Source organism: Synechococcus sp. H55.10 (assembly GCF_047502715.1).
GTDB lineage: Bacteria > Cyanobacteriota > Cyanobacteriia > Thermostichales > Thermostichaceae > Thermostichus.
Genome location: NZ_JANSJJ010000310.1, coordinates 31,608 through 50,414, shown reverse-complemented (window position 1 = coordinate 50,414; position 18,807 = coordinate 31,608). Strand labels below are relative to the sequence as shown.

The following is an 18,807-nucleotide window of genomic DNA, read 5'->3' as shown; positions in this document are numbered from 1 at the left end:
GGAGAGTCAACCATGCCCATGCCCAAAATTGCCGATGCCCGTGCCCTATCGGACGAGGAACTGAGCCAGGAGATCTACGCCGTCAAAAAAGAGCTGTTCGAGCTGCGTTTGCAGCAGGCCACGCGGCAGTTGAACCAGCCCCACCTCATTCGCCTGCGCAAACACAAGCTGGCTCAACTGCTGACCGTTGAATCCGAGCGCAAACGCGGCAAGTTCTTGCCCTCAACTCAGACCCAGAAGGAGGAGTAATGCCTGCTCGCGAAAAGATCGGCGTTGTTGTCAGCAACAAGATGCAAAAGACGGTGGTTGTTGCCGTGGAAAACCGGGTTGCCCACCCCAAATACGGCAAAATCGTCGTCAAAACCAAAAAGTTTAAAGCCCACGACGAGGAGAACCGCTGCCAAGAAGGGGATCTGGTGCGCATCACCGAAACCCGTCCCCTCAGCCGCACCAAGCGTTGGCAAGTGGCCGAAATCTTACGGGAGGTGAAGAAACTATGATTCAGCAGCAAACCATGCTGACGGTTGCCGATAACACCGGCGCCCGCAAGATGATGTGTATTCGCGTGTTGGGCAGCAGTGGCCGCCGCTACGCCAGCTTGGGCGATGTGATTATCGGCGTCGTCAAAGATGCCCTGCCCAACATGCCCGTCAAAAAATCTGACGTCGTCAAGGCCGTGGTCATCCGCACCGTCGATACCGTACGTCGCCCTGACGGCATGTGCATCCGCTTCGACGACAACGCCGCCGTGATCATCAACAACGACGGTAACCCCCGTGGGACTCGTGTTTTCGGCCCTGTGGCTCGCGAGCTGCGGGAGAAAAACTTCACCAAGATCATCTCCCTTGCTCCGGAGGTACTCTAGATGGCCCGCCCCCTCAAGCCCAGCCAAATTCGGCGCTTAATCCGGCAACCCGGCATTCGCAAGCACCGCAACAGCCTGCGCTACAAAATGCGCATCAAGCAGGGGGATACCGTGCAGGTGATCTCCGGCGATGACAAAGGCAAAATCGGCGAGGTGCTGCGGGTTTTTCCCGAGCGCAACATGGTTGTGGTGGAAGGAGTCAACATCGTCACCTACCACCGCAAGCCGCAGCGAGAAGGGGAAAGTGGCCGAATTGAGACCAAAGAAGCCCCGATCCACGCCTGCAAGGTGATGCTCTATTCCAAGAAGCAGGAGGTGGCCAGCCGCATCCGCTATCAAATCACCGCCGATGGCCGCAAAGTCCGCGTCCTCAAGAAAACCGGCGAGATCCTCGACTAAACGTCCCTTGAAGTTGATAGGGCTCTGACCCAGCCCAGAGCCACAAGGAGAAGCCACCATGCCTCAACGCCTGCAAATCCACTACAACACCGTCATCGTCCCCAAGCTGCAAAAAGAGTTGGGCTACACCAACATCCATCAGGTGCCCCGCCTGGAGAAGATCGTCATCAACCGCGGCTTAGGGGAAGCCTCCCAAAATGCCAAAGCTCTGGAGTCCTCCATTGCCGAGATCAGCGCCATCACCGGCCAGCGTCCGGTGATCACCCGCGCCAGAAAGGCCATCGCCAGCTTCAAAATCCGCAAGGGCATGCCGGTTGGCCTGATGGTAACCCTAAGGCGGGAGCGCATGTATGCATTTTTGGATCGCTTGATCAATGTTGCCCTGCCCCGTATCCGCGACTTCCGCGGCATCAGCCCCAAAGCCTTCGACGGACGCGGCAACTACACCCTTGGCATTCGTGAACAACTGATCTTTCCGGAAATTAACTACGACTCTGTAGATCAGCTGCGAGGTATGGATATCTCCATCGTGACCACTGCTAAAACCGATGAAGAAGGCCGTGCCCTGCTCAAGGCGTTTGGCATGCCCTTTGCTTCTTAGGTTTGCCTATCCTGAGTTTTCTTGATCGATCTTCCGAGGAGCACTGACCCACCGATGGCCCACACCAACGACACGATCGCCGACATGCTCACCCGCATTCGCAATGCCACCCTGGCTCGGCACGAGTCGGTGGCAGTTCCGGCCACGCGCATGACCCGCAGCATCGCTCGCGTTCTTCATGAAGAAGGGTTCGTCAGCGAATGGAAAGAGGAAGGAGAAGGGATCCAAGCCCGCGTGGTGTTGCGGTTGAAGTATAAAGGCAAAGGGCGCAACTGCAGGCCCATCATCAACGGCTTAAAGCGAGTGAGCCGGCCGGGCCTGCGGGTTTACCGCAGCCACAAAGAGCTGCCCCGCGTATTGGGCGGAATTGGGATTGCCATCATCTCTACTTCCAACGGCATCATGACCGATCGGGAGGCTCGCAAACAGGGCATTGGTGGCGAAGTACTCTGTTTTGTCTACTAGGTTCTCAGTTTTCTCTTGTCAGGAGTTTTTCCCATGTCTCGCATCGGTAGACGCCCCATCGCCCTTCCTGCCAAGGTGGAGATCCAGATCGACGGCCAGCACATTGCGGTGAAAGGCCCGAAAGGACAACTATCCCGCAGCTTGCCCCCCCTGATCACCGTCCGGCAAGACGCTCAGATGCTCACGGTCAGCCGGCTCAACGATTCCCGTCCCGCCCGCCAACTGCACGGCCTCTGCCGCACCCTGGTGGCCAACATGGTAGATGGGGTATCGAAGGGATTTGAGCGGCGGCTGGAGCTGGTAGGTGTCGGTTACCGCGCTTCCACCCAAGGCAGCAAGTTGGTCTTGAACGTCGGCTACAGCCACCCGGTGGAGATCCCCTTTCCCCCCGGCATCCAAATGGCCGTTGAAGGAAACAACATCGTTGTCGTCTCAGGTATGGATAAAGAACTGGTGGGCAACACTGCCGCCCGCATTCGGGCCGTCCGGCCCCCAGAGCCCTACAAGGGAAAAGGGATCCGTTATCTGGGAGAACAAGTTCGCCGTAAGGCAGGTAAATCGGGCAAAGCCAAGAAGTAAATAGCCTATGAAAACCAACCGCAAAATCACCACCCAACGTCGCCATCGCCGCATTCGCCGCAAGGTCTTTGGCACTGCCGAGCGGCCTCGCCTGGCTGTGTTTCGCTCCCATCGACACATCTACGCCCAGGTGATCGACGATGTAGCTCAGCATACCCTAACCTCTGCCTCCACCCTGGACACGGAGCTGCGTGAAAAATTCAAAGAGACCGGGACGGCCACCCAAGAGGCGGCTGCCTTGGTGGGCCGCTCAGTTGCCGAGCGGGCCTTGCAAATGGGTATTTCTCGCGTGGTTTTCGATCGGGGGGGCAAGCTTTATCACGGGCGCGTTCAAGCGCTGGCAGAGGCTGCCCGAGAGGCGGGGTTACAGTTCTAGCTACTGAGGAAAAGGCACATGGCTGAGCAGAGAGAACGTCGCAGAAGCAAAAAAAGCCGCGAAGAGCAACCCACCGAGTGGCAAGAACGGGTTATCCAGATTCGGCGCGTCACCAAGGTGGTCAAGGGCGGCAAAAAACTGAGCTTTCGCGCGGTGGTGGTGGTCGGCAACGAGCGCGGCCAAGTTGGAGTCGGCGTGGGCAAAGCCAACGACGTGATCGGGGCCGTGCGCAAGGGAGTGGTGGACGGCAAAAAGCACCTCATTGAAGTTCCCCTCACCAAAGGATTGTCCGTCCCCCATCCCATGCGGGGGGCAGGTGGCGGTGCCGCCGTCTTGGTGATGCCAGCAGCTCCCGGCACAGGCGTCATCGCCGGGGGAGCGGTGCGCACCGTTCTGGAGTTGGCAGGTGTACGCAACAGCTTGGCCAAGCAACTGGGATCCAGCAACCCCCTCAACAATGCCCGTGCCACCATTGATGCGCTGCGGCGGATGCGAACCTTTGAACAGGTGGCTCAAGATCGAGATATCGATGTGCGCCGCCTATTCAGCAAGTGATGAACCCATGATATAGAGCAAGGGAGCTGGAAGCCATGCGACTGGAAGACATTCGACCTCAAGCAGGTTCGAGGCGGCGGCGGCGGCGCCTGGGCCGTGGCGTTGCTGCCGGGCAGGGAGCCTCCTGTGGCAAGGGGATGCGAGGGCAGAAGGCCCGCAAGGGAGGCAGCACGCGACCCGGCTTTGAAGGCGGCCAGACCCCTCTTTATCGGCGTTTGCCCAAGCTTAAACATTTCCCCCGCTACACCCGGCGTCTGGAGTACACGCTGATCAACCTGCGCGCCTTGACAGAGCTGCCTGCCGGCAGCGAGGTTAGCCTGGAAAGTCTGATGGAACGGGGGATCGTGACCACCAACGATGGCCCGCTGAAGATCTTGGGAGATGGGGAAATCGGCGTGCCCCTGACGATCAGGGCGGCTGCCATCACCCCCTCAGCCCAAGCCAAGATCGAGGCAGCCGGCGGCCGGGTCGAGCTTGTGGGATCCCAAGCCGCCGGCTCCTAGATGGGCCGAGGTTGGCAGCATTTCATTTTGCCGACTTCCCCAGCGGAAGCGTAGAGTGGTAAGTAGCTCACCTGGCCCTTTGCTCCTGCGAGGTTTTCTTTACCTATGGCTGACACACGAGGCTCTGCTCCCTCCGCCCAAGAGACCTTCATGCAGATGGCGATGGCCTCTGGCCTGCGCAGCCGTCTGTTGCTGACCCTAGGACTGTTGTTGTTGGTGCGGCTGGGCATCTACATTCCGATCCCCAGCATTGACCGGGCCCGCTTTGCCGCCGAGGCCGCCAACAGCCCAGTGTTCGGCTTTCTGGATATCTTCTCCGGAGGCGGTATCTCTGCCCTCGGGATCTTCGCCCTTGGGATCCTGCCCTTCATCAACGCTTCCATCATCATGCAACTGCTGGTCTCGGCCATTCCGGCCCTGGAGAACCTGCAGAAAAACGAGGGAGAACAGGGGCGGCGACAGATTTCTCAGTACACCCGCTACGTTACTTTGATTTGGGCCATCATCCAGGGCATCGGCATCTCCTTCTGGGTGCGGGAGTTTGCCAACACCACCAATGAGCTGGCCTTTATGGCCTCCACCACCTTGGCTCTGGCGGCGGGATCCATGTTCGTCATGTGGTTGGGGGAAATGATCACGGAAAAGGGGGTGGGCAGTGGCCCGTCGCTGCTGATCTTTGTCAACATCGTGGCCACGCTGCCCCGCGCCCTGGGCCAGACCATCAGCTTGGCCCGCGCCGATAGCAGCACCATCGGCGGCATCTTGCTGTTGACGGCTATCTTTTTGGCCACCATTGTCGGTATTGTCTTTGTCCAAGAGGGCAGCCGCAAGATCCCGATCGTCTACGCCAAGCGCCAGGTGGGCAACAAACTATTCCGCGAGCAGAAGAGCTACCTGCCCCTGCGGCTAAACCAAGGGGGGGTGATGCCGATCATCTTCGCCTACTCGGTGATGTCTCTGCCCTTGGCTTTGGCTCAGTACACCCAGAACCTAACGTTGGTGCAGGTGGCCAACTTTTTATCTCCCACCTCCTGGTTTTACATTCCCTTCTATTTCGTGCTGATCCTTTTCTTCAGCTACTTCTATGCTTCCTTGATCATCAACCCGGTGGATCTGGCGCAAAACTTGAAGAAGATGGGGGCCAGTATTCCAGGGGTGCGACCGGGCAAGGCTACGGCTGAATACATCGAAGGGATCCTCAACCGGCTGACGCTGCTGGGAGCCCTATTCTTGTGTGCGGTGGCCATCATCCCGACGACGGTGGAGCGGGCGACCGGCATCACCACTTTCCAAGGTTTGGGGGCGACTTCGCTGCTGATTTTGGTGGGGGTGGCGATCGAGACCTCCAAACAAATCCAGACCTATGTCATCTCACAACGCTACGAAGGGATGGTCAAGCAGTAGTGCCGAGGTTGATCTTTTTGGGGCCGCCGGGGGCGGGCAAGGGTACACAGGCGGAGCGGCTGGCGGCCATCTACCACACGCCCAAAATTTCCACAGGCGATCTGCTGCGGGCAGAGGTGAAGGCCCAGACCCCGCTGGGATGCCAGGCCAAAGTATACATGGACGCGGGAGAGCTGGTGCCCGATGAGGTGTTGATCGGGATGGTCAGAGGCCAGTTGCAGCAGTCTCCAGAGCAGGGTTGGATCCTGGACGGATTTCCTCGCACCCTAGCCCAGGCGGAAGCCCTGGAAGAGCTGCTGCGCGAGCTGGGGCAAGATTACGACTGCGTCCTCAACTTGGATGTGCCGGACGAAGTGGTGGTGGCCCGTCTGTTGGCCCGGGGCAAGGAACAGGGGCGCAGCGATGATGCGGATCCCTCGGTGATTCTCAAGCGTTTGGAGGTCTATCGGCAGCAGACGGCTCCCCTGATCGATTTTTATGCGGCCAAGGGGCGCTTGCAGCGAGTCAACGGCAACCAGCCGATGGAATCCGTACAAGAACATCTGCAGGCTCTTTTGGACGGCTTCAGGAGGACAGCGTGATCAGACCAGGAGCTGAGAAGCAGCGGCGGGGCATGCAGCTCATCGAGATCAAATCTCGCCGCGAAGTGGAAAAAATGCGGCGGGCCGGGCGGGTGGTGGCCCAAGTGTTGCAGGAGATCGCCGAGCGCTTAGAGCCAGGCTGGACGACGGCAGATATCGATGCCTACGCCGAGCGACGGGTGGCCGAACTGAACGCTCTGCCCAGCTTCAAAGGCTACTACGGCTTCCCGGCCTGCGTCTGTGTCAGCATTAACCACGAGGTGGTGCACGGGATCCCCAGTCCCCGCAAAGTGGTGCAGCCGGGAGATGTGGTCAAGGTGGATTTCGGCGCCGTTGTGGAGGGCTGGCATGCGGATTCTTGCCTCAGCATCGGCCTAGAACCCCTGAGCGATGCAGCCCGGGATCTGATCGATACTGCGGCCAAAGCCTTGCAGACGGGCATCGACCAGGTGCGCCACGGCGTCTGGCTGCAGGATGTTTCGGGTGCCATTGAAGATTACATCGAGGGGCGGGGCTATTCTGTGGTGAAGCAGTATGTCGGTCACGGGGTGGGGCGCAACCTGCACGAAGAGCCGCAATTCCCCAACTATCGCACCCGCGATCTGCCCAATCCCAAGCTGCGCTCCGGCATGACGGTGGCCATTGAGCCCATGGTGAATGCAGGAGGAGAGGCCACCCGTGTGTTGTCGGATGGGTGGACGGTGGTGACGGTGGATGGCGCTTGGTCGGCTCAGTTCGAGCACACGGTCTTGGTCACCGAATCGGGAGCAGAGATTTTGACCGATCGCACGCCTTTTCAGTCCTAAACTAACCAACCCCGATACGGAGCGGGCTTTGGGTAGCCCTGCAGTTGGCAAGCCAACAGCCCGGGCCCCTCTCTCCCCGTATAGGGGGGGAGGGGTCGAGACGGTATAGGGACGGGCTCCTGCGGTTTCTAGCTGAAGGATCCCCTAGTGAAGGACTGCAACAGCTAGGATAGAAGAGGTGGAGTATTTTTTCACTTCTTAACAGCGCGTGTCGTCGCGGCTGTGAGGAGTGGGTTGCTCACTGTGTCGTTTTTTGGGAGGTCTCCTTGTCTAAGGAAGATGCCATTGAAATGGAAGGGGTCGTCACAGAGTCCCTGCCCAACGCCATGTTCCGGGTGGATCTGGATAACGGCTTCAACGTGCTCGCTCATATCTCCGGCAAGATTCGCCGTAACTACATCAAGATCCTGCCCGGAGATCGGGTCAAGGTGGAGCTCAGCCCTTATGACCTCAACAAAGGGCGCATCACCTACCGCCTCAAGAAAAAGTAGGATCCCCGGCGGGGGTTGCTGCTCATGAAGGAGCTGAGCCAAGTTTTCAAGACCGGTCTTTGGGTTGCAGCCGGCGGGGTGGGCGCTCTGGCCGTTCTCAACGCCTGGATTGCTTCTCGCACCCAGCCTTTGCCCAGCCTGTTGCCGGGAGAGGAGAGGCACCACTTTTGGCGGGGCCATCGCCTGTTTTACAAAGTGGCGGGATCCGGCCAGCCCTTGTTGCTGCTGCACGGCATCGGGGCCGGCTCTTCCAGCTACGAGTTCCGCGCCATCATGGCGGAGCTGAGCCAGCACTATCAGGTTTATGCTTTGGATTGGTTGGGTTGGGGCAACTCGGAGCGCCCCGATCTGGAGTACACCGGTTATCTCTACGCCGAGCTGATCAGGGATTTTGTTCGGCAGGTGATCGGGCGGCCCTGCCACGCCATCGCCAATTCCCTCTCGGCAGGATTTGTGCTGCGCTCGGCCCGGCTGCAACCTCAGCAGTGGCAGAAGCTGCTGCTCATCGCCCCCCTGGGAGACAACAGCCTTATCCCCCCGGCGCTGGGGATCCCTTTGGCCGAGGCCCTCTACGGCTTCCTCAGCCTGCCTGTGTTGGGGTTAGCCTTTTACAACGGCATCACCGCCCCCTGGAATATACGTCTGTTTACGGAGCAGAGCCTGTTCTCGCCGGGGTATGCTCTGGAGGAGGCGGTGGTGGATTACTACTATCAGGCGGCTCACCAGGCGGGGGCCCAATTTGCCCCCCGTTCTTTTTTGACCGGCAAACTCAATTTGCCCATTCAAGACGACTTTCGCGTTGTGGCCAAACCCATGGCTTTGGTTTGGGGGGAACAGAACCGCCTTACCGGCCTTGAGCAGGTGGAGCGGTATCGCGCTCTGCGGCCAGAGGTGCCGGTTTACCGATTGCCGGGAGCTGCTTTCCCCCACATCGAAGCGCCGCAAGCTTTTTTATCGGTGGCTTTGCGCTTTTTAGCCGAGGCCGATCCTGCCCTGCCGGGATAGACCTCAACGCCCCAGGCGTCGCATCCGTTGGGGATGGGATACGTTCCGCCATCAGGTGGGCTCGCCGGACTTGTCTTCCCAGGGGTCGATATCCGTGGGCGTAGAGGGGGGAGGAGTGGGCTCGGGAGGAGAAGGAGGAGCTTCCTCTTTGGCGTACTCTTGCTCCCATTCCGGTTGTTCAGAGACAGGAGGCGGCTCGGGCCGACGGGGAGGCGTCGCCTCGCTCTGAGGTTCCGGCTCTGCTTCGGCGTAGGGGTCTTCTTCTGCGCCCTCCTCGTACTCCTCCTCGTATTCTTCTTCGTAGTCTTCCTCAACAGCGTAACCCTCGACCGCACTGGGCAGGGCAGGGGCAGGACTGACTCCGGATTCCCAAGGAGGCTTGCCGAGTCCCAGGGTTTCCAAGATTCCCTTGGCCAGTTGGGTCAGGCGGGTTTCGGCGCCATCGGCAACAATGAGGCGCTCGCCGCCAACCGAGACGATCTCATCAGCCGGAAGCAAATAGGTGCTGAGGATAAAGCCGGGCAAAAAGGTGAGGCCAAGGTTGGAGAGGATTAAACCCGTGATCAGGCCGGAGACGGAGTTAAATTGAAAATCTTTGACCTTGCCGAGGCGGATCCCTTCTTCCGTAACCACCTCGCTGCCAACCACCCGGCTCAGGCCTTCCAAATCCAAGTCGTCGAAAACCTCATCGTTGGGGACGAGGATGGCATCCTGGCCCAAGGCCGTCACTTGCCGCAGCTCCAGCAACCGTGGGGATCCGGCAAAGGCTTTCTCCAGCACCCCCAGCACCAGCACTTGCTTGGCTTCCAGATCTGCCCAAACTTCGCTAACTACTCCGAGCCGGGCCGCATTGACCTGGCTGATCACCTGCGTTCCCAGAACCTGTGACCGCCGACGAACCTCTGATCGCACCAGCGCAACAGATCCTTTCCCAGTCGTCATGGTGGTTTCCCTGTCGTAAGTCAAAATGTTCGCGTCGTTGGGCTGCGCGTCTGGCGCAGATTGCCAGAATCAAGTTAATAGTACCATTGCCTGTCTCCTCCCTCGCGGGCTGCCCAGATGGGATCCCGGCCAATTGCCTCGCTCCAGGCCAAAAACCGCTCCGCCATGGCCTGCAGGGAATAGCGCTGTTCTGCATGGTGTCGGCAGCGGCTGCGGTCGATGCGATCCAAGTTTTCTACAGCCCTGGCCAAGGCCGCCACGTCGTCTGGATCCACCACCCAGCCGGTTTCGCCATTGCCAACGATTTCCGCCGGGCCCCCGCGCCGGTAGGTGATCACCGGCACGCCACAAGCCAAAGCCTCCACTGCCACCAGGCCAAAGGCTTCCACCCACTTGGGGGTCATGACCAAGGCGGAGCATTGCCCTAAAATTCGCTGCATTTGCGATGTGGGCAGAAACCCTCGGTAATCCAGTTGGGCCTGTGGGTACTGTTCCTGGATCTGCTGCCAGTAGCTTGGCTCTTGCAGGTGGCCCAGGAGCACCACCGATCTTCCCGTCTTCTCGGCCAGGGCAGCACAGTCTTCCAGGCCCTTTTCCGGAGCAATGCGGCCAATCCAACACAGGGATCCGTTCCCTTCGGGCACAAAGTCGTAGCGGCTGAGATCAACGCCGCAGGGCAGATAGACAAAGGGATCCCGACCTGCCGCCATCTGGGCGCGGGCAAAGGCAAAGGTCTGGGCTTGGGCTCGCGAGTGCACCGCCAGCCGGCCAGGGTAGGTCTGCGCAATGTGCTCCAAGGCCTGATCGACGGCGTCGCTGAGGGATCCCATGCTGACGATGTGGGCCACCGGGGTGCGGAAAAAATCCGTCAAATAAAACGACAGCCAATCGTAGCTCCAGTTCACAATCAGATCGAACTGGTCTTGCAGTTGGGCAGCCCGCTGCCACAGATTGGCCAGCAGAGAGGGGGTGTGGATCTGAACCGGCTGGTCGCGACGCTGGCTTTGCGCATAGGTCGGGGGAAGGCCGGTTACCGCCTCGATCACCTCCACCGGCAATGCGTCGATTTGGGATCCCTCGGGGGCCAACACCCGCACCTGGGATCCCATCTGCAGCAAGACACGGGTCAGGTTGGCAAGATTGAGCTCCACGCCGCCGCCAGCCCCCGATCCGAGCGGGCCAACGGGGGTGGAGACAAACAAATAGCGCAAGTAGCAACGCTCCCTGGGTGGCCTCATTGGCTCAGCCCATTACCTGCTTTTGCAGAAAGCTGGCTACCCGCCTAGGATTGGCTTTTGGCTACGAAAATCTCCTCCTTCTCCACCTTAACTTTGTAAGCGGTCAGGTCGGCCTTGGCCGGGCCCCGGGTACGGCTGCCATCGACAGCAAAGGCCGAGCCATGACAAGGGCAGACAAAGTTCTCCCCCCGCCAGTCCACGTCACACCCGGCATGGGGACAAGCGGCATCCAGAGCCAGGAAAGAGTCTTCTTTTTGGGGATCCTTGACCAACCAGAGGGTGGCGGTGTTCTTTCCAAAGGCGTTTTCCACTTTGAAGGGGCCATCTTTGAAATCGGCGAGGTTGGCCACTTTCACAAACTCTGGTTCAGGAGCCTTGGTTTCCCGGGCAAGGGCAAAACGGCGCCGGGCCAAGGCCGGTAACAAACCCGCCAGCGAGCCGAAACCGAGAGCCAACCAGCGAAGAAAACCGCGACGATTGTTGTACATGGCTATGTGTCCCTAAATATCTGCCAAATGTCGGTCGTGGGCCAGCAACAGCCTGCCCCGCAAGGGATCCCAATGCAAGTGCTGCCCTTAATATTTTGTTACGCCAAGACAGTTTCGGCCAGAGCTGAGCCCCATTTTTTCTGGCCAAAGTCCGCAGCAGGCATCTGGGTTGCTTCAATCTGTTGGCGCCGATTGCGGTAGCGAGGCGGAGTCCGGCAGATGGGTGGAGCTCTGGTCTGCCCTGCTCTCCAATCTGAGCAAGGGGAGCGTCCGGGATCCCTGCCAAGGATCCAACACATCCCGAATCAGCACCTCTTGGATCCACACCTGCAGGATGGCTGCCAAGGGCACAGCCAAAAACAGGCCCAGCACCCCGAAGAAAAAGGCCGAGGTAATTTGGGCCACCAAAGTCAGAGCCGGCAAAAGCGACACCTGCCGCGACATGACGATGGGGGTGAAGACGCTGCTTTCCAACTGTTGGATGAAGATGTAGAGCCCCAGCACCGCCAGCGATTTCCAGGGGGCATCGGTGAGGGCCACCAGCATGGGGGCGACCACGCTCAAGGTGGGGCCGATGTTGGGGATGAAATTAAACAGTCCCGCCAGCACGGCATTGGCCAAGATTAAAGGCACGCCCAAAATCCACAGCCCAATGCCGCTCAGCAGCATCACCAGGCTGCTGGTGAAGAGGATCCCCACCAGCCACCCTCGCAGCGCCAGCTCGCAGCGCTTGAGGATGTAGCGGACGCGGGGGCGGTAAAAGGCGGGGAAAACCGAGACAAAGGCGCGGCTGTAGGCCTGGGGATCCACCAACAGCAGGATGGTGAGGATGATGACAAACAACAGATTGAGCAGGGTGGCAAAGAAGGCGGTGAAGGACTGGGAGAAAAAGTCCCGCACCTGGCGCACCAACTCAGTGGCCTGGGGCACGAGGCTATTGGCCAACTCCCGCAGCGTCGGCAGCTCGATATCCGTCGGCAACGAGAGGATGAGGCTCTCAAATAGCCGCTGCGCCTGCACGATCCCGGCGGGCACCCCATCGGTAAACAGCCGCCGCAACTGATCCGCCAGGGGAGGCACTACGATCAGCCCCACCAGAATCGCCCCCACCAGAACCGTCAAACCGGTGATGAGGAGCGAGGGGCCGCGGCGAAAGCCGTAGCGCTGCGGGATCTGAGCCAGGGTGTCCAAAGCTACTGCCAAGACGATGGCCGCAAACACCAATAGCAGGATCTGCCGGATCTGCCAGAGCAGAACCAACAGGCCCAGCAGCGCTGCCAGCCCCAGCCAATGGGCGAAGGTCACCGCAGCTCACCTCCTCTCTCGTCCTGTCGTCGCCTATTCTAGATGGGATCCCGAGCATTCCCATGGGGAAGCGCCGTATGCGCGATCTGGATCCGCAAGCAATGGCTCTGGCCTTTGATGGCCTCGACTTCGGGACAGAATCCTTTCCTGCCGAGGAAGTCCCTCTCCTCTCGGTGGGGGGAGTGTCCGGCTACTTGAAGTCGCTGCTGGCCGGGGATCCCTACTTGGCCAGGCTGTGGGTGGTTGGAGAAGTCTCCAGTTGCCAGTGCAACCGCAACGGCCACCTGTTTCTGACCTTGGTGGATCCGGAAAGCGGCGATGTCCTCAAGGGGGTTGTGTGGCAAAGCCAGACTGCCCGGCTCAGCTTCTGGCCGGAAGTGGGGCAACAGGTGCTTGCGCTGGGGCAAATCGGCATCTACAGCGGCGGCAGCTACTATCGCCTTGTTATCTGGCAACTGCTGCCGGCGGGCGAGGGGCTGTTGGCGTGGCGCTTGCAGCAGCTCAAGGCCCGCCTGGCTGCCGAGGGCCTGTTCGACAACCAGCGGCCTCTACCTACCCACCCTCAGTGCATTGCCGTCGTCAGCTCTCCCGACGCCGCCGGCTGGGGCGATATCCGCCGCACCCTCAACCAGCGCTACCCCGGGCTGCGGGTGCTGTTTTCGCCGGCCCAGGTGCAAGGGGAAGCGGCCCCGGAGTCGATTGTGCGGGCCATTCGCCGGGTGGCACGGGATGGGCGGGCGGAAGTGCTGCTGATTGCTCGAGGGGGTGGATCCGGCGAGGATTTGGCTTGCTTCGACGATGAGCGGGTGGTGCGGGCCATTGCCGAGTGCCCTATTCCGGTGGTGACGGGGATCGGCCACCAGCGGGACGAGACCTTGGCGGACTACGCGGCCGACTACGCGGCCCACACCCCCACAGCGGCGGCCGAGCGGATCGTGCCCGATCTGCGGGAATTGCAGCGCCAGGGATCCCAGTTGCGTCAGAAGTTGATCGAACGCACGCTGCAGGCTTTGGAGAGGGCACGGCGGCGCTTCCAGCACACCCAGCGCCATCTCGCCCAAATCCATCCGGAGCGGCTGCTGCAACAGGCGCAGGAGAGCTTGACCCAACGGCAGCAGCGCCTAGTGCAGGCGGTGCGCCACCGCTTTCACCATCACCAACAGCGCCAACAGGCCCTCCAGGAGCACCTGCAAGCCCTCGACCCTGCCGCCGTCCTCAGGCGGGGCTATGCCCTGGTGCGGGACGAACGGGGATCCCTGGTTCGCACCCACCACCTACCGCCGCAGACCCGGCTGAGGATACAACTGGCCTCGGGAAGCCTCTGGGCCCGAGTGGAGGAGAGCCATGAGCCGCCGCAAACGTGAGGATCCCTGGCGCTACGAAGCAGCCATCGCCGAAGTGGAAAGTCTGATCGCCCAGATCGAATCGGGAGAGCTGGATCTGGCAGAGGTGGTGGAGCGCTTCCAGCAGGCCGCCCAGACCCTAAAGCGCTGCGCCCAGTTTTTGGAGGAAAAGCGGCAGCAGGTGGAGATCCTCATTGAGGAGTTAGGGCCCGGCGAAGAAGAGTCGCGCGAGTTCTAGAGCCGGGGGGAATGGGGCAGCCCAAAAAACTGGGCAAAGGCCCCAGGTGCCCCTGCTGCTGTTTCTCAACGGCGGCAAGACTTGACGAAGGGGGCGGCGCCCCTGAAGATGGTCAAGTTGTCAAGATCTCTTGGGGCGCCCTCTATGTCCGCCAAGATCTTGGATGGCAAAGCCTTGGCCGCCCGCCTGCAAGCGGAGATGGCCGCCCAAGTGCAGGCTTGGCTGCCGCGGGTGGGGCGTCCGCCGGGATTGGCGGTGCTGCGGGTTGGGGAGGATCCCGCCAGTGCAGCTTACGTGCGCGGCAAAGAGCGGGCCTGTGAGCGGGTGGGCATCGCCTCCTTTGGCCGCCATTTTTCCGCCCAAGACTCCCCCGCCCACCTGCTCGACGCCATCGCCCAACTCAACCAGGACGAGCGCGTCGATGGCATCCTCGTGCAACTGCCCTTACCCCCCGGCTGGGATCCCATCCCGCCCCTTCTGGCCATCGACCCCGACAAAGACGTGGACGGGCTTCACCCCCTCAACCTGGGCCGGCTGCTGCGCGGCGAGCCCGGCCTGCGCAGTTGTACCCCCCTGGGCGTGATGCGCCTGTTGCAAGCGGAAGGGATCCCGATTGCCGGACGAAAGGCGGTGGTGGTCGGTCGCAGCATCCTGGTGGGCAAGCCCCTGAGCCTGATGTTGTTGGCTGCCGATGCCACCGTTACCCTGGCCCATTCCCGCACCCCCGACTTAGCCGAAGTAACCCGCGCCGCCGACATTGTGGTGATGGCCGTCGGTCGCCCCCACTTGCTCAAGGCAGAGATGGTAAAACCGGGAGCCGTGGTCGTCGATGTAGGCATCAACCGTATCCAGGGCCCCGACGGATCTGAGCAATTGGTGGGAGATGTGGATTACGCGGCAGTCAAGGAGTGGGCCGCCGCCATCACGCCCGTGCCGGGTGGTGTGGGACCCATGACGGTAGCGATGCTGCTGGCCAACACCCTAGAGAGCTACAAACTGCGCAGCCACCTGTAGCTTGGAGACTGCCCTAAGGCTGCAGGATCATCGACCAGGAGCCGCTCTCCTCATTCCAAAACGGGGCCAGAGACTCTCCCACCACGTTCGGCCCCCAGTAGCGGCGGGTTCCATCGAGGACAAAAGCCACCACAATGTCTCCGGGGCCGATCTGCAGCGGCTCTTCCCCCAAGCTCAGCACCAATCCTTCGCTACCGCCTTCTCCGGGCGCAAAATCCCAGTGGGCCGTTTCTGGGTTGAGCAGCCGCCCGCCGCTGCGCATCAAGATCACCACCCGCACCGGATGGGGGGTGCGGTTGCCAACACGAAAGGAGCCTGTGCGGGCAGAGGTGGGGCCGGTCTGCGAGGGTGAGGCCGCTTCTGCAAGCAGAACAGGAGCAACATTCCCCTCAACCGAGTCTTCTAGAGCTTCCGGCGTCGGTCTCCCCAGAGTTTGTGCTCTCAACCCCTGCACGGCAACGCTCACCCCAAACAAGGCGGCAGCTAAAAACAGGGATCCCTTGCCTTTCGCAGTCATGTTCACCGACGGCCCGCCGGCAAGAAGAGCGGCAACAGCTTGGGCAATGCGGTCAGGAAATGAGGGGATCAAGGCGAACATCAGATTACCGCAACCAGGAATGCTACATACCAGATGGAGAAAAACCCGAGCGGCCACCCTCACAGCGTCGGTGGGGTGGGCACGGAACAGGACGATTGTTCAGCTACGTTAACACCTTTATTCTCTTAATTCTCTTCAAGATTTCAACATTCTCTCGAAAGGCGCTGCCCCACGCCAGCTTGAAACCGGCTGGGATCCCTTCTAGGGGTTGACCGCTCGGCATTGCCAGCCTTGCAGCTTGCGCTCGTACACCGTTCGCCGTTGGGGATAGATCGAATCCCCCTTGAGCTGCAGGTGATCGACCTCAGTCGGCTGCAACAGGAGCACCACAAAAGTCGGAGGCGGCCATGAAGCTTTCTCTGGCGGCAGCTTTTGAACAAAAGCCTCGGGCGAGGCAAGAGGCCCCTTGGGTTCCGGCCAAAACCAGAGGAGCCGTCCTTTTTCCGAGATCTGTTGCCACAACTGCTGCCGCTGCTGCTGCGCTTCAGGATCCGGATGATCGGCGGTGATGGCCTCCAGAGTGCCGGCAATGCGAAATTGCTCGCGCGTCTTGCTGAAATACCAGCAGATCTGAGCCAGCGGGCAGTGGGCGATCTGGCAAAGCTTCTCGCTGCGGCCGTCCACCGCCAACTGGATGCGGTCGGTGTCCCCCAAAAACCCCCGAAAAACCACCGTGCGGTTACGCGGATGCCCCTGGGGATCCACTGTAGCCAGCTGCAAATAGCGTACACCGGGATCGCTGCGGTTGCGGTGCAGGGCCGCCTGGAGCAACATCCGCCAAGAGGGATCCCTGGCTAACGGGTTCATGGGGGTGCCAGCCAAGACTTCAACTAGGGAGGGGGAGGAGCCTCTGATTGCGAGTCTCTGGCGCACCCCGGTGAGGACTCCGGCTGAGTAGCGCGAACGGCATTGGGATCCGGCACAGTTGGGTGAAGAGAATGAAAGGGATGTTCCAGCCAGCCCTCCGCCAGCCCCTCAAAGCGTTCTGGCACCGGCTGCTTCACCGGCAATTTTTGGAGCACCAGAGCGAGATACTCGCTATACCAAGGGGAGCGGACTTCCCGCACCTTATGCCACACCGAGCGCGACATCAGCAGCGTCCGCTCCACATCCTGGGCGCCCAGCTTGAGCAAAAACTCCTCCCGCTCCGGTTGGTAATCGGTGGAAGCCAAGGCCAAAGCCTGCGGGGGATAAGCTTGGGTGAGCTGGGCCATCTTGGCCATGAGCTCAGGATAGAGCCAGGTATAGGCAGGGTGAACTGTGAGTTTGGCCACGTGCGGCTGCTGCCCCGTCCGATCCAACTTGAGGTTGAAATAGCCAATGGCGGTTTTCCGCTCGGGCTCATAGACACACATCTCCACCCGTTCCGTTTGGCTGATGGCACACTTGGCCCGTTCCAAAAGCCACTCCAGTGGGCTGGTGCGGAAGTCGCTCACGTCGCGGTCGTACACCTGGCGCACAGTGGCCGGCATGGATCCCGTATCCAGTTGATAGATGGCGTAGGCATCGCGGTTGGTCACCGGCACCAGGTTGGGCAACTTGGCCTCGTGCCGGCTGAGAGCAGCCAGAATCTCCGCCGGGATCGACCAATAGGTGATCTGAGCCAAGGGCTGGAAGCCGTTGTGTCGGTAGAGGGCCATTGCCCCCTTATTGTGGATGTTCACCTCCAAAATCCAGGTGTGGGCCTCGCGAAAGTGCTCCGTGCAGTGCCTGAGCAACTTAGACCCGATTCCCTGCCGCTGGGCCGAAGGCGCCACCGCAATGTGATCCACCCGCCAGGTGCTGCGGGAATGGTTAAAGGGAGAAACTTGAATGACCCCCTGGATTTTGCCCTCCAGCTCCGCCACATGGACGGTAAACATGTGCTGAAAGCGGTTGGGAAACAGGCTCAGGGTTCTCAGGGGGCCATACCACTGACGTAGCCGCCGCACCTGGCGACGAATATCCACCGAGCGGCTGCTGTAGTCCTCCTCAAAGGCTTGCGCCAGGATCTCCTCCACCGCCTCCAGATCCCCCAGTTGAGCGGGGCGGAGAATCAGTTCGGGAACCTCGGTAGGGGCTTTGGAATCTGGGTCGGGCTTTGCCGCAGGGGTGTTCATGCCAAAGTGTAGGCGGGAGAATATTCAAAGCATAGCTCAGGCTTCCTTTCTAATTCTAACTGAGGAGGTCGTTGCTGCCATAAAGTTCATGATTATCGGGTTTTGCGTTGGCGTTTGGCCAATTAAGCCCCGGCATCCAGCAACGCCAAGTTGCGGAAGGTAAAGCGCTTTTCCACAGGGCCGGTTTCCGTCTCTGTTTGAATGCGTCGCTCCGAGAGGATGTAGTACTTGCCGACTTTGGTGTAGAGATCCTCAAATTGGCTGCGCCCGCCCTTTTGCTCACCCGTTTGGGGATCGTGATAGACGGAATCGTAGCGGTGAGAGAGGTAGCCTTCGCCCGTGTCGTGGCTGCTGAAGGTGTGGATGGTCACCACCACCCCATGAATATGCCGATGCACCAGGGTTACTTGGTTGTCGCGCACGTGGTAGCGATCCCCTTCGGCTTTGCCCCCCACCAGGATCTCCACGGTGCCATCGGGTAGGGTCTGCCCATAGCGGAAAGTGTTGTTCCCGTGGGTCTCGGCAAAGCTGCGGCGCACCCGGTGAATGGCAATTTCCCAAAGTTGATTGTGAATGGCTTTCCGGGCTTCCTCATCCTCCACGCCCGTAACGGTGGCCTTTAGGTCTGCCCCCACTCGCACCTGCCCCACAAAAGTGCGCTCCCCATCCCAGTAAGTGACCTCGGCGCTGTAGCCCGGAAAGTCGGGATCCCAGGTGTAGCGATTTTCGTAGGCGGCCCGAAACAACTCTTGGGCAGAGACTTGAGTGGCGATCATCGACTGTCTCCTATGGCTATTGCAAGCATTTCTCACGAGTATCATACTGCTTCTGGCTGCTGGGCCCAACCCAGTAGGAGTCTATATCTAACATGGGGCATCTTTTTTGGGGATGTGCGGAGACCGGTCTGCTTCT

At 60.4% G+C, this 18,807-nt stretch carries 26 protein-coding genes; 18 read left to right on the top strand and 8 right to left on the bottom strand.

The window, feature by feature from the left end; translation table 11 throughout:
* The first annotated feature begins 12 nt into the window (after window positions 1-12).
* The 15 genes from rpmC to NW858_RS14520 all read left to right on the top strand — a co-directional run bounded on the left by rpmC (window position 13) and on the right by NW858_RS14520 (window position 8,630).
* Window positions 13-249: a 50S ribosomal protein L29 gene (gene rpmC / locus NW858_RS14590; protein WP_414333279.1), complete on the top strand. Its 237-nt coding sequence runs from the start codon at window positions 13-15 to the stop codon at window positions 247-249.
* Window positions 249-500, top strand: coding sequence for a 30S ribosomal protein S17 (gene rpsQ / locus NW858_RS14585; protein ID WP_414333277.1), 252 nt, complete (start codon window positions 249-251; stop codon window positions 498-500). Before rpmC ends, rpsQ begins: the two co-directional genes overlap by 1 nt.
* Window positions 497-865: a 50S ribosomal protein L14 gene (gene rplN, locus NW858_RS14580; RefSeq protein WP_011434162.1), complete on the top strand. Its 369-nt coding sequence runs from the start codon at window positions 497-499 to the stop codon at window positions 863-865. Before rpsQ ends, rplN begins: the two co-directional genes overlap by 4 nt.
* The gene (gene rplX, locus NW858_RS14575; RefSeq protein ID WP_414333276.1) at window positions 866-1,264 is read left to right on the top strand and encodes a 50S ribosomal protein L24; all 399 of its coding nucleotides are present in this window, start codon (window positions 866-868) and stop codon (window positions 1,262-1,264) included.
* 58 nt (window positions 1,265-1,322) lie between these two features.
* Window positions 1,323-1,865 carry a 50S ribosomal protein L5 gene (gene rplE, locus NW858_RS14570; RefSeq protein WP_414333275.1) on the top strand — a complete coding sequence of 181 codons (543 nt, stop codon included), beginning with the start codon at window positions 1,323-1,325 and terminating at the stop codon, window positions 1,863-1,865.
* A gap of 54 nt (window positions 1,866-1,919) precedes the next feature.
* Window positions 1,920-2,330, top strand: a complete 411-nt coding sequence (gene rpsH / locus NW858_RS14565; protein WP_414333273.1) for a 30S ribosomal protein S8 — start codon at window positions 1,920-1,922, stop codon at window positions 2,328-2,330.
* Window positions 2,331-2,363: 33 nt separating this feature from the next.
* Window positions 2,364-2,909 carry a 50S ribosomal protein L6 gene (gene rplF / locus NW858_RS14560; protein ID WP_414520756.1) on the top strand — a complete coding sequence of 182 codons (546 nt, stop codon included), beginning with the start codon at window positions 2,364-2,366 and terminating at the stop codon, window positions 2,907-2,909.
* A 7-nt stretch (window positions 2,910-2,916) separates the two neighbouring features.
* Window positions 2,917-3,285: a 50S ribosomal protein L18 gene (gene rplR, locus NW858_RS14555; RefSeq protein WP_414333269.1), complete on the top strand. Its 369-nt coding sequence runs from the start codon at window positions 2,917-2,919 to the stop codon at window positions 3,283-3,285.
* A gap of 18 nt (window positions 3,286-3,303) precedes the next feature.
* Window positions 3,304-3,840, top strand: coding sequence for a 30S ribosomal protein S5 (gene rpsE / locus NW858_RS14550; RefSeq protein ID WP_414333268.1), 537 nt, complete (start codon window positions 3,304-3,306; stop codon window positions 3,838-3,840).
* 35 nt (window positions 3,841-3,875) lie between these two features.
* Entirely contained in the window at window positions 3,876-4,343 is a 468-nt protein-coding gene (gene rplO / locus NW858_RS14545; RefSeq protein ID WP_414333266.1) for a 50S ribosomal protein L15, read from the top strand.
* Window positions 4,344-4,448: 105 nt separating this feature from the next.
* Complete coding sequence (gene secY / locus NW858_RS14540; protein ID WP_414333264.1) at window positions 4,449-5,747, top strand: preprotein translocase subunit SecY; 1,299 nt, start codon at window positions 4,449-4,451, stop codon at window positions 5,745-5,747.
* Window positions 5,747-6,328, top strand: coding sequence for an adenylate kinase (locus NW858_RS14535; RefSeq protein ID WP_414333263.1), 582 nt, complete (start codon window positions 5,747-5,749; stop codon window positions 6,326-6,328). The genes secY and NW858_RS14535 overlap by 1 nt, the downstream gene beginning before the upstream one ends.
* Before the next feature lie 32 nt (window positions 6,329-6,360).
* Entirely contained in the window at window positions 6,361-7,134 is a 774-nt protein-coding gene (gene map / locus NW858_RS14530; protein ID WP_414367909.1) for a type I methionyl aminopeptidase, read from the top strand.
* Window positions 7,135-7,400: 266 nt separating this feature from the next.
* Window positions 7,401-7,625 carry a translation initiation factor IF-1 gene (infA, locus tag NW858_RS14525; protein ID WP_011434173.1) on the top strand — a complete coding sequence of 75 codons (225 nt, stop codon included), beginning with the start codon at window positions 7,401-7,403 and terminating at the stop codon, window positions 7,623-7,625.
* 24 nt (window positions 7,626-7,649) lie between these two features.
* Complete coding sequence (locus NW858_RS14520; protein ID WP_414520755.1) at window positions 7,650-8,630, top strand: alpha/beta fold hydrolase; 981 nt, start codon at window positions 7,650-7,652, stop codon at window positions 8,628-8,630.
* Window positions 8,631-8,681: 51 nt separating this feature from the next.
* Here NW858_RS14520 and NW858_RS14515 read toward each other — a convergent pair whose 3' ends face one another.
* From NW858_RS14515 to NW858_RS14500, 4 genes are all read right to left on the bottom strand, one after another.
* Window positions 8,682-9,542 carry a PRC-barrel domain-containing protein gene (locus NW858_RS14515; protein ID WP_414520754.1) on the bottom strand — a complete coding sequence of 287 codons (861 nt, stop codon included), beginning with the start codon at window positions 9,540-9,542 and terminating at the stop codon, window positions 8,682-8,684.
* Between the two features lie 104 nt (window positions 9,543-9,646).
* Window positions 9,647-10,783 (bottom strand): glycosyltransferase family 4 protein, encoded by a 1,137-nt coding sequence (locus tag NW858_RS14510; protein WP_414509538.1) that lies wholly within the window; start codon window positions 10,781-10,783, stop codon window positions 9,647-9,649.
* A gap of 71 nt (window positions 10,784-10,854) precedes the next feature.
* Entirely contained in the window at window positions 10,855-11,298 is a 444-nt protein-coding gene (locus NW858_RS14505) for a ubiquinol-cytochrome c reductase iron-sulfur subunit (RefSeq protein WP_414333255.1), read from the bottom strand.
* Between the two features lie 174 nt (window positions 11,299-11,472).
* Window positions 11,473-12,603, bottom strand: a complete 1,131-nt coding sequence (locus NW858_RS14500; RefSeq protein WP_414509537.1) for an AI-2E family transporter — start codon at window positions 12,601-12,603, stop codon at window positions 11,473-11,475.
* Between the two features lie 77 nt (window positions 12,604-12,680).
* On the opposite strand from NW858_RS14500, the gene xseA reads away from it, so the two are divergent.
* From xseA to folD, 3 genes are all read left to right on the top strand, one after another.
* Window positions 12,681-13,967: an exodeoxyribonuclease VII large subunit gene (gene xseA / locus NW858_RS14495; RefSeq protein WP_414520753.1), complete on the top strand. Its 1,287-nt coding sequence runs from the start codon at window positions 12,681-12,683 to the stop codon at window positions 13,965-13,967.
* Window positions 13,948-14,184 (top strand): exodeoxyribonuclease VII small subunit, encoded by a 237-nt coding sequence (gene xseB, locus NW858_RS14490; protein ID WP_414333250.1) that lies wholly within the window; start codon window positions 13,948-13,950, stop codon window positions 14,182-14,184. Before xseA ends, xseB begins: the two co-directional genes overlap by 20 nt.
* 144 nt (window positions 14,185-14,328) lie before the next feature.
* Window positions 14,329-15,198, top strand: a complete 870-nt coding sequence (gene folD / locus NW858_RS14485; RefSeq protein WP_414333248.1) for a bifunctional methylenetetrahydrofolate dehydrogenase/methenyltetrahydrofolate cyclohydrolase FolD — start codon at window positions 14,329-14,331, stop codon at window positions 15,196-15,198.
* Between the two features lie 13 nt (window positions 15,199-15,211).
* Here the strand turns inward: folD and NW858_RS14480 are convergent, their stop codons facing one another.
* The 4 genes from NW858_RS14480 to NW858_RS14465 form a co-directional block, all read right to left on the bottom strand.
* Window positions 15,212-15,796, bottom strand: a complete 585-nt coding sequence (locus NW858_RS14480) for a hypothetical protein (RefSeq protein ID WP_414333247.1) — start codon at window positions 15,794-15,796, stop codon at window positions 15,212-15,214.
* 201 nt (window positions 15,797-15,997) lie between these two features.
* A complete protein-coding gene (locus tag NW858_RS14475; protein WP_414333245.1) occupies window positions 15,998-16,603 on the bottom strand; it encodes an Npun_F5749 family FMN-dependent PPOX-type flavoprotein in 606 nt (201 codons plus the stop codon).
* 23 nt (window positions 16,604-16,626) lie between these two features.
* Window positions 16,627-17,895: a GNAT family N-acetyltransferase gene (locus tag NW858_RS14470; protein ID WP_414520752.1), complete on the bottom strand. Its 1,269-nt coding sequence runs from the start codon at window positions 17,893-17,895 to the stop codon at window positions 16,627-16,629.
* A gap of 122 nt (window positions 17,896-18,017) precedes the next feature.
* Complete coding sequence (locus tag NW858_RS14465; RefSeq protein ID WP_414520751.1) at window positions 18,018-18,671, bottom strand: DUF3386 domain-containing protein; 654 nt, start codon at window positions 18,669-18,671, stop codon at window positions 18,018-18,020.
* Window positions 18,672-18,807 lie beyond the last annotated feature (136 nt).

Bases quoted from the DNA above. Each gene is read 5' to 3' on its own strand.
- rplF (WP_414520756.1), top strand. From the start codon at position 2,364: ATGTCTCGCATCGGTAGACGCCCCATCGCCCTTCCTGCCAAGGTGGAG.
- NW858_RS14505 (WP_414333255.1), bottom strand. From the start codon at position 11,298: ATGTACAACAATCGTCGCGGTTTTCTTCGCTGGTTGGCTCTCGGTTTC.
- rpsH (WP_414333273.1), top strand. From the start codon at position 1,920: ATGGCCCACACCAACGACACGATCGCCGACATGCTCACCCGCATTCGC.
- rplN (WP_011434162.1), top strand. From the start codon at position 497: ATGATTCAGCAGCAAACCATGCTGACGGTTGCCGATAACACCGGCGCC.
- folD (WP_414333248.1), top strand. From the start codon at position 14,329: ATGTCCGCCAAGATCTTGGATGGCAAAGCCTTGGCCGCCCGCCTGCAA.
- rplX (WP_414333276.1), top strand. From the start codon at position 866: ATGGCCCGCCCCCTCAAGCCCAGCCAAATTCGGCGCTTAATCCGGCAA.
- xseB (WP_414333250.1), top strand. From the start codon at position 13,948: ATGAGCCGCCGCAAACGTGAGGATCCCTGGCGCTACGAAGCAGCCATC.
- xseA (WP_414520753.1), top strand. From the start codon at position 12,681: ATGCGCGATCTGGATCCGCAAGCAATGGCTCTGGCCTTTGATGGCCTC.
- NW858_RS14470 (WP_414520752.1), bottom strand. From the start codon at position 17,895: ATGAACACCCCTGCGGCAAAGCCCGACCCAGATTCCAAAGCCCCTACC.
- rplR (WP_414333269.1), top strand. From the start codon at position 2,917: ATGAAAACCAACCGCAAAATCACCACCCAACGTCGCCATCGCCGCATT.
- NW858_RS14465 (WP_414520751.1), bottom strand. From the start codon at position 18,671: ATGATCGCCACTCAAGTCTCTGCCCAAGAGTTGTTTCGGGCCGCCTAC.
- NW858_RS14475 (WP_414333245.1), bottom strand. From the start codon at position 16,603: ATGAACCCGTTAGCCAGGGATCCCTCTTGGCGGATGTTGCTCCAGGCG.
- secY (WP_414333264.1), top strand. From the start codon at position 4,449: ATGGCTGACACACGAGGCTCTGCTCCCTCCGCCCAAGAGACCTTCATG.
- map (WP_414367909.1), top strand. From the start codon at position 6,361: ATGCAGCTCATCGAGATCAAATCTCGCCGCGAAGTGGAAAAAATGCGG.
- rpsE (WP_414333268.1), top strand. From the start codon at position 3,304: ATGGCTGAGCAGAGAGAACGTCGCAGAAGCAAAAAAAGCCGCGAAGAG.
- rplO (WP_414333266.1), top strand. From the start codon at position 3,876: ATGCGACTGGAAGACATTCGACCTCAAGCAGGTTCGAGGCGGCGGCGG.
- NW858_RS14480 (WP_414333247.1), bottom strand. From the start codon at position 15,796: ATGTTCGCCTTGATCCCCTCATTTCCTGACCGCATTGCCCAAGCTGTT.
- rplE (WP_414333275.1), top strand. From the start codon at position 1,323: ATGCCTCAACGCCTGCAAATCCACTACAACACCGTCATCGTCCCCAAG.
- NW858_RS14520 (WP_414520755.1), top strand. From the start codon at position 7,650: ATGAAGGAGCTGAGCCAAGTTTTCAAGACCGGTCTTTGGGTTGCAGCC.
- rpsQ (WP_414333277.1), top strand. From the start codon at position 249: ATGCCTGCTCGCGAAAAGATCGGCGTTGTTGTCAGCAACAAGATGCAA.
- rpmC (WP_414333279.1), top strand. From the start codon at position 13: ATGCCCATGCCCAAAATTGCCGATGCCCGTGCCCTATCGGACGAGGAA.